General features: G+C 59.9%; 8 protein-coding genes. 3 read left to right on the forward strand and 5 right to left on the reverse strand.

The window, feature by feature from the left end; all coding sequences use genetic code 11:
* The first annotated feature begins 73 nt into the window (after positions 1 to 73).
* On the forward strand, positions 74 to 640 hold the full coding sequence (locus RU01_RS22075) for a TetR/AcrR family transcriptional regulator (RefSeq protein ID WP_052493170.1): 567 nt from the start codon (positions 74 to 76) through the stop codon (positions 638 to 640).
* A 94-nt stretch (positions 641 to 734) separates the two neighbouring features.
* Here RU01_RS22075 and hcaB read toward each other — a convergent pair whose 3' ends face one another.
* The 5 genes from hcaB to RU01_RS07805 form a co-directional block, all read right to left on the reverse strand.
* Positions 735 to 1,538 carry a 3-(cis-5,6-dihydroxycyclohexa-1,3-dien-1-yl)propanoate dehydrogenase gene (hcaB, locus tag RU01_RS07785; RefSeq protein WP_042573968.1) on the reverse strand — a complete coding sequence of 268 codons (804 nt, stop codon included), beginning with the start codon at positions 1,536 to 1,538 and terminating at the stop codon, positions 735 to 737.
* Positions 1,538 to 1,933, reverse strand: coding sequence for a bifunctional 3-phenylpropionate/cinnamic acid dioxygenase ferredoxin subunit (locus RU01_RS07790; protein ID WP_231568633.1), 396 nt, complete (start codon positions 1,931 to 1,933; stop codon positions 1,538 to 1,540). Before RU01_RS07790 ends, hcaB begins: the two co-directional genes overlap by 1 nt.
* Positions 1,930 to 2,496, reverse strand: coding sequence for an aromatic-ring-hydroxylating dioxygenase subunit beta (locus RU01_RS07795; protein WP_042573969.1), 567 nt, complete (start codon positions 2,494 to 2,496; stop codon positions 1,930 to 1,932). The genes RU01_RS07790 and RU01_RS07795 overlap by 4 nt, the downstream gene beginning before the upstream one ends.
* Positions 2,497 to 2,581: 85 nt before the next feature.
* The gene (locus tag RU01_RS07800) at positions 2,582 to 3,826 is read right to left on the reverse strand and encodes an aromatic ring-hydroxylating oxygenase subunit alpha (protein ID WP_231568634.1); all 1,245 of its coding nucleotides are present in this window, start codon (positions 3,824 to 3,826) and stop codon (positions 2,582 to 2,584) included.
* Entirely contained in the window at positions 3,826 to 4,734 is a 909-nt protein-coding gene (locus RU01_RS07805; protein WP_231568635.1) for a VOC family protein, read from the reverse strand. The genes RU01_RS07800 and RU01_RS07805 overlap by 1 nt, the downstream gene beginning before the upstream one ends.
* A 202-nt stretch (positions 4,735 to 4,936) precedes the next feature.
* On the opposite strand from RU01_RS07805, the gene RU01_RS07810 reads away from it, so the two are divergent.
* Both RU01_RS07810 and RU01_RS07815 read left to right on the forward strand, forming a co-directional pair.
* Positions 4,937 to 5,782, forward strand: coding sequence for an alpha/beta fold hydrolase (locus RU01_RS07810; RefSeq protein WP_042573970.1), 846 nt, complete (start codon positions 4,937 to 4,939; stop codon positions 5,780 to 5,782).
* Positions 5,783 to 5,985: 203 nt separating this feature from the next.
* Entirely contained in the window at positions 5,986 to 6,768 is a 783-nt protein-coding gene (locus RU01_RS07815; RefSeq protein ID WP_269430110.1) for an IclR family transcriptional regulator, read from the forward strand.
* Positions 6,769 to 6,936: the final 168 nt, after the last annotated feature.

Below are 6,936 nucleotides of genomic sequence, written 5' to 3' on the forward strand. Positions count from 1 at the left end.
CTCCACGAGAGCCGAATCTCGACGTAAACCTGAACGCCACGCCGTCGGTCCCACGATCCGCACTCGTCCCGGTGTGGAACAGACGCGCCAGGACATCTTCGATGCAGCCGCTCAATGCTTTGCGCGCGCCGGCTTCACCGCAGTGACTCTCAAGGAGATAGCCCGCGACGCTGGGGTAACGGCGCCACTTATCGTCCATTATTTCGGATCCAAGCGGGAACTTTTCAGGTCCATCGCGAGCGCCGACAATGTGCCGACAGCAAACTTGCCGGATTTAAATGGACCGCTGGAGGGACTCGGATTGCGGATCGCCGAGAGAACTGCCGACTACTTCACGAATCCGCTGCATAACTACTCAGCGATGGCTCTGGTCCGGTCGCTGGACGACGAGGAGGCACGACTCCTCTTCGCGGCGGAATTGGAGAGAAGACTGATATGGCCGTTGACCGACGTCCTTATCGGACCGGATCCCGAGGCTCGGGCCGAAATCATCACGTCGAGCATAATGGGCTTCGGTTTGTTCGCACTGGGGGCTCTGCTCGATCCACCTGACATGCGTCGTAGTACTGACCGCGTCGCACTGAAACGCGCAACCGGTCTACTTGCAATGTCGATTCAAGTTCACATCGACACACGATGACCGCCACCCATATAGATGAAGTGACTGACGAGACGGAGCCCCCGATCGCTCTGCAGATGCAGTGCAATCGAGGGCTCGTCCCGCATTGTCTAGCCTAGTCGGTGGGCAGCGGCCCTCGTGCCGGCGTACCGAAACTACTCACGTCGATGACAGTTCCTGTGACTGTCGAGGACTCGGCTTTGGCAGCGAGGAGTACGTATGCCCCGACGTAATCAGCGGGCTGGACATTGATATGAAGCGCCGTCATCTTCTTCATGTGGTCCTGGATGGGGAAAGCTTCGCCGATAGCCGCGTCCGCGAGACCCATCGACCCCGGACCACGTAGATCGGTATTCATCCCGCCTGGAGCAACAGCATTGACTCGCACATTCGGAGCGAGTTCGTAGGCCAATTGCTTCACCAACCCCGCGCCTGCATGCTTGGACGCCGTGTAGAGCGCACCGCCACCGGCAGGATAGAACGCTGCATTCGACAAGGTCAAGACAATGGAACCGCCCGACGCTTTCAATGCGGAGAGCGCAGCCTTGGCGCCGAGGAGGTAGCCTTTCACATTCACGGCGAACAATTCATCGAATCCACTCGACAGCCGTTCGGGAGTGGTATCCGAGAGTGTCCCGAGGAAGTCCCATAGACCCGCGTTGCCGACAAAGGTGTCAAGTTTCCCGAACCGCCGGACCGCTTCGTCACACGCCGCGAGATTGTCCTCGTACTTGGTGACGTCACCGGCGACCACCCACACTGAATCCCCGAAGTCCTCTTTCAGCGCGGCGAGCTTACCCTCCGACTTGTCGAAGGCAACTACGCCGGCACCCTCCCGCACGAAGCGCTCGACTATTGCTCGCCCGAGACCGGACCCTGCCCCGGTAACGACGACGGACAATCCATTCAGCCATCCCATTATTCATTCTCCTTCACAAGGTAAGAATTCGGCAATGCGACGAAAATGTCGTCGCCTATGACAGAAACGGGGTGCACTGCTACCGGTGCCGATGCCGGTGCCGACAGCACCTCGCCGGTACGCAGACTGAATTTTGCGAGATGGAGGCTGCATTCGACCACACAGTTCTCTACCCAACCCTCGGCCAACGAGTAGGTCTCGTGCGTACATGTGTCGTCGACGCAGAAGAACTCACCGTCGGCAGCAAACACAGAAACCGGTGGAACAGTTGTGAGCCGCAGACCCTCGTCTTCGGGTATCTCCTTCAGGGACCCAGCGCGAAACCATTTCTTGTCGATCACTTCCGGCAATTCTGCGGATGTAGAATCCATGATTGTGTCAACCATATCGCTCATAGGAATACGCTGATGCTCGGTGCCAGCAGCTTTGTCTGCTGGAGTACAATTTTTCGGGAGCAAATCGTGTACGGGTAACCGGTCACGGCTGTGTCGGCCGGCCGTAGAACGTCGAATCGCTCACCGACGAACCAGTCCTGATGCGTAGCAAGCCGACTCCGATAAACATAGAAGTGGGAAGTGACGTCGAGCTCACCCGAATCCTTCAACGTGACGCGGATATTGGTGATCTGGCGGCGAGTTCGTGATGGAGGCTCCTCCGACCAGGAAAGACCGGAGGTGTACCGCCGCACCCGACCACGCGAGAAGTACTTGTTGTCGTCGATGAACGCGCTTTCGTCATCGGCGGCGATCTCGTGGTGCCGTTCGCGGTTGGTCCGCGTCATCCGAGTGGGTGCCCGGTAACGGACATCGTCCGCAAACATTTCGATCCACTCTTTGTACCTATGGCTGTCGAGAAGATCCGCCTCGGCGTAGAGAAATTGTTCGACATTGTGCTGTGTCCCGACGTCGACTGTTCGGAACACCGAGTTCACCGCATTCACAGGTTCTGTGGTGGTCATGCGTGTTGCACTTTCTCGGGAGATGCTTCGGAGGCGATGCGAGCTCGGTCGAGTTCCTGACTTTCGGACCACGACAGACCGTTGATCAACTCACTCCAATGGCGATAGAAGCCGCGGGCTGCCGTTCGGCGAAGACATCATTGGACTGACCGGGCTGGCCGTTCGTGTCGCGTTCCTCGAAACCCAAGCCCATCTGGGTATTGAACCTGCTTTCTCGTGCCTTGAAGCCGCGCAGCACCTTCTGGATTTCGGTCCAGTTCTCCCCGTCATCGGTCTCGAACGAGCCGGCGGGACTGAACGTCCGCTGCACACCGCGCCGGATCGTCGCCTTGACCTCGGCCGGGGCGTCCTTGGGGACGAACGTCCACGACCACACTTCCATTTTGCCGAGCCCACGGGGATGCCAGACCCGCATCGTGGAGAACTGCCCGAGCCACGAGAAGTTCGGGAAAACTGTATTGTGCAAGGCCAACACTTGGACGGCTCGGTCGCGCCCGATTCCGCCGTATACCTGTTCTTGATTCTCCGCTACCCAGGCTGTGTATTTCTGTCCCACATGTACGTCCGGCAACGTCAGCTCGGGCAACCAGAAACTACCCGAACCGTGGCCATTGCCAGCGAACTGGCGACCTGGAATATCGGGTGGCAACAATACAAGCGGCTGGTCGGTCAGTGCGATCGCCGCCGAGGCATGAGCCACCGGTGCATGGTAGAAATCGCTCGCGAACTGTTCGGAGGCGAACTTCCAGTTGCAGTCGATGACCCATTTGGAGGTACCCCCAATGAATTCGAGGCCATTGTCCCACCGGTCGACTACGGAGTCGAAGTAGTAGGCCATGTCACCCAGATACTCGTCGAACTCCGGCGTCTCCTCCGACCAGGTCCCGAAATAGAATCCTTTGTAGTTCGTGATCCGTGGGACCTTCAGTGCGCCCCAATTCTTCTTGTCGATCTCGTTGTGGTACGCCCTATCCTCCGTCGGGACGTTGACCAGGTTGCCCTCCAGGTCGTATGCCCATCCGTGATAGCTGCACGTAAACGTCTTACTGACGCCTTCATCAGCTCTACAGATTCGCATTCCGCGGTGCCGACACTGATTGAGAAATGCCTTGACCGACCCGTCCTTCTGTCGGACCACCAGGACGGGATCCTCGCCCATGTAGGTCTGGACGAAACTGCCCTTCTTCGGCAACTGCGAGTCATGGGCCAAAAAGAGCCAGCTGCGTCCGAACACCCTGTCCAGTTCCAGCTCGTACAAATCCGGATCAGTGTAGATCCGCGGGTTGTTGTAACCGCCCTCCGGATCAACGAGACCGTTCAGGTCGATCATCAGGACTGGTCAGTAGTCGCCTGCGCTCCGGCCATCGCGGCAGCAGGCACAGCGAAGTGATGCCCCCAGATGCTGGCGGAATCATAGTGTCCGACCTTCCACAGCGCGTCATCGACCAGTTTTCCGTTCCAGCCGTACTCGATGGCGAAGCCCGACGGGGTGATGACATAGAAAGAAGTCATCCGATCATTGGTGTGCTCGCCGATGCTCATCTGGATATCGAAGGGACTCTTCTCGACGATGTCGAGTGCTCGTCCCACGGCCTCCAACGACTCGACTTCCACCATCAGGTGACCGAGTCCGGGCGGCGGGCCGGGAATGGCGGCGAAGGCGACAGTGTGGTGCCGCGGGTTACACCGCAGGAAGATGCCATTTTCGTCTCCCAGCGCGATCGTGTCGGTGGTCTTGAAACCGAGCACGGTGCGGTAGAAATCTGCGCTTCGTTCACCGTTGGGGCTGAACATGAAAACGTGGCCCAGTCCGAGGTCACCGCAGACGAATCGGATGCCGCGCGGGGAGACGAAGGGTTCGTTGTTCGACTCAGGTCCGACATGAGCTTCGATACGGTTGCCGTCGACGTCCACGAAAGTCACCAGCCGCTGTACGCGCCGCAGTGCGGCCAAGTCGGGATCTTCCACCACGTCGATGGACGCGACTCCGAGGTCGACAATCAGGGCGTCGAGATCCTCTTCGGAGGCAACCTCGAATCCCAGTGCCTGCAGAGCGTCGGGCCCGGGAGGACCGTCCTGCACAACGACGCGGTAGGCCCGATCATCGGTGCGAAACGCTGCCGAGGAGGCGTCGGGCCCGTCGACGAGCTGGGCACCGAGGATTTCAGTGCCGAACGTGCGCCACTCATCCAGAGGCCCACGAACGACCAGGTAACCCAGCGCTGCGATATGACTCATGATTCCTACTTCCTGTCGGGTGTAGTCCGAAGCTAGATCGATTGCCGAGCAACTCAACGGAAGCGTCCCGGCCTCCGGAACACTTTTGTGCTGTAGGTCTCTCCGCACTACAGAGTCCGAGGTCGGCGGCCAATTGTTCGGGTCTGCTCGTGCGCCTGCGACACACGCAACCACATATCTACCGACACTGGAGGAGAGACACATGACCGCACAAGAGCCGCGATACTCGGACCGATTCATCGATCTCCCGAACTTCCGGGTCCACTACATCGAGGCCGGCACCGGACACCCAGTGGTGTTGCTCCACGGCGCCGGCCCTGGAGCCACCAGCAGCACCAACTTCAGCCCGAGTATCGGTGCCCTGGCAGAACATTTCCGCGTGATAGCGCCCGACATGCCCGGTTGGGGCGAGAGCGACACCCAGAACGACGACACCGGGCGCGATCACACAGCCGTACTGATTGCTCTACTCGATGCCCTCGACATCCCTCGGGCCGCTCTGGTGGGTAACTCGATGGGCGGGATAACTGCTTTCAGCACCTCGATTGCGCATCCCGACAGAGTCTCCCACCTGATCACGATGGGTACCCCGGCTCCTACTGTCATGTCCTTCTCCCCCGGAAACGGGCCCACAGAAGGTATGGCAGTGCTGCTCCACGCGTACCGGGAGCCCACCGCAGAGAACATGAAGCGACTCGTGCAGGTCATGTGCTTCGATCAGTCGATGGCCACCGATGAACTCGCGCAGGCACGTGCGAAGGCGGCCGAGGCACGACCGGACCACCTGGCCAACTGGAACAGCCAGTTCACCGGCACTCCAGCCCCGTGGCCCTACCTGCAGCTCGCCGACAAAGTGCGCTCCATCACCGCTCCGACGCTGGTAATTCATGGACGTGATGACCGTGTGGTGCCCCTCGAGAACAGCCTGCATCTAGTGACGCGCATTCCGAACAGCCGGGCAATCGTGCTGAATCGGTGTGGCCATTGGGCGCAGATCGAGCATGCTGCCGAGTTCAATCAGTTGGTCACCTCGTTCATCAACGGTTGACCTGAGACTCGGCCCTGGTGGACCGAAGCGAAGCCTGTCGAGGACATCCCATTCGCCTGTCTGCACAACCCCTCGAGGACGTGGTCCATCTCGTGGAACGAACTGCTGGACTCGGTCGGGACAGAGGACGACCCTGATGGCGAATAGGGACATCAGCTTCGGACTCACGGTCGAGAGGGACAGTCATGAGTAGGTCATCAGTTGTGGATACGTCGACGCACCTGACCGCACCCTCGGTAAGCCCCAGCTCTCCATCGATCCTGAGGAAAGCGTTCGATGTACTCGAGGTGTTCGATCAGGGTCATCAAGTCCTGACACTCAGTGATATCTCTCGGAGAAGCGGCCTGCCCAAGTCCACAGCACACAGAATCATGACCATTCTCCTCGACATCAGAGCTGTCGAACGCGTAGGGCAGGACTACCGAGTAGGACTGCGCATGTTCGCCATCGGCTCGCGCTCCGCAGAAGCGCGCCTTCGCGACACTGCGCTTCCACATCTGGAAAGGCTTCGACGACTGACACGTCAAACTGTGCATCTCGCAGTCCTCGACGACACGGACGTGGTGTATCTGGAGAAGCTTCCGAGCAATATCTCGCCCGCCACTCCTGCCACCGTGGGTGGGCAACTACCCGCCGAGTCCACAGGCGTCGGTCGAGCTCTGCTCGCGTTCGCGCGTCCACTTTCCGCGCCACCCACCGGCAGTCCGGACCAGGCCCGTCTCGCGAAACTACTGGCGTCGAGCGACTATCTGCGGAACGTGCGACTTTCCGGCATTGCCAGTGAGCGCGAGAAAGCTGCTCGTGGACTTGCATGCATGGCTGCTCCGATCCTGGTCGGAAACAAGGCTTTCGCTGCCATCTCGGTCAGCTTCACGGCGGGGGATGGAGATGGCCAACTGTTCGTCAATCCTCTCCGCGAGACCAGCGCCGCTATCAGTCGCGCGTTGGCCGGCTCCGCCTGTACGACTGCGGACCGCTCCATCTGATTGTCGAGCTCGACTTCTCGCCGTCGGGGACACCGCCGGCCGCCTCCTGTCAGGAGGGGTCGGTGGTGTCTCCGACGGCGATGACGCAGATCAGGTCTCCGCCCTCGACCTGGGCGACACCCGACAGGGCGATCCGGGTGACGGTGCCCGCCCGCGGTGCGGTGACCG

It is taken from the genome of Rhodococcus sp. MEB064 (assembly GCF_000834565.1).
Taxonomy (GTDB): domain Bacteria; phylum Actinomycetota; class Actinomycetes; order Mycobacteriales; family Mycobacteriaceae; genus Rhodococcoides.